The sequence below is a fragment of the Aeromonas sp. Prich7-2 genome (genome assembly GCF_017939255.1).
In the GTDB taxonomy this organism is placed as follows: domain Bacteria; phylum Pseudomonadota; class Gammaproteobacteria; order Enterobacterales; family Aeromonadaceae; genus Aeromonas; species Aeromonas caviae.
Genome location: NZ_JAGKRI010000112.1, coordinates 1 through 1092 on the forward strand (window position 1 = coordinate 1; position 1092 = coordinate 1092).

Genomic DNA, 1092 nt, shown 5'->3' on the forward strand with positions numbered 1-1092 from the left:
TAGCTTTATCGTAACGCTCAAGAAATTGGGCTTAATGCCGAAAACAATAAAATAAAACAGCCAACCCTTGAGGTTCTTATGCGCCAGAATTTACCAGTGACGGGTCGAAACTTAGAACTCCCAAAAGATGCCAATATTCTTTCGACTACCTCCCCTCAAAGCCATATCACGTACGTTAATCCTGACTTCATTAAAATCAGTGGTTTCACTGAGGAAGAACTATTAGGCCAGCCTCACAACATCGTAAGACACCCAGATATGCCGCCTGCTGCATTTGAGCATATGTGGAGTACATTAAAATCTGGCCGCTCATGGATGGGGCTAGTAAAAAATCGCTGTAAAAATGGCGACCACTATTGGGTAAGTGCTTATGTAACGCCAATAGCTAAGAATGGTTCGATTGTTGAATACCAGTCTGTAAGGACCAAGCCTGAACCTGAGCAGGTTTTGGCTGCGGAAAAATTATATGCTCAATTGAGAAGCGGGAAGGCCGCGAGGCCGAAATTGGCTGCTAGCTTTTCCGTGAAAATACTCTTGCTCATATGGGGTAGTATTATATCAAGCGCAATGGCTGCCGGCATGCTTACTGATACATCAATAAGCAGCTTATTGTTAGCCACTTTAATGTCAGGAAGCTTAAGCTCTGTTAGTGTTTTGGCTATTCTCTCTCCTCTTGGAAGACTGGTTGAAAGAGCCAGGAATATTTCCAATAACCCATTAAGTCAATCCCTCTACACTGGGCGCACCGATGAGTTTGGCCAAATAGAGTTTGCTTTACGAATGATGCAAGCTGAAACAGGCGCCATAGTAGGTCGCATAGGTGATGCATCAAATCGGCTTAGCGAACACACCCGAGGCCTACTAAAGGATATTGAGTCAAGCAATGTACTTACAGTTGAGCAGCAGGCAGAGACAGATCAAATAGCAACGGCAGTAAACCAAATGGTGGCAAGCATTCAAGAGGTTGCGAGCAATGCACAGCATGCTGCAGATGCGGCCGGAAGAGCAGACACTGAGACGGCATCTGGCCAGCGTCTGGTAGCCCACACAAGCCAGTCAATCACTGCCCTTGAAGGTGAAATTAGGCAAGCC

The 1092-nt window shown here is 45.8% G+C and carries 1 protein-coding gene; it reads left to right on the forward strand.

Going from position 1 to position 1092, the window contains the following annotated elements:
* Window positions 1–78 precede the first annotated feature (78 nt).
* Window positions 79–1092 (forward strand): PAS domain-containing methyl-accepting chemotaxis protein (locus J9892_RS15610; RefSeq protein WP_210538573.1); only part of this gene is annotated, 1014 nt, incomplete at its 3' end.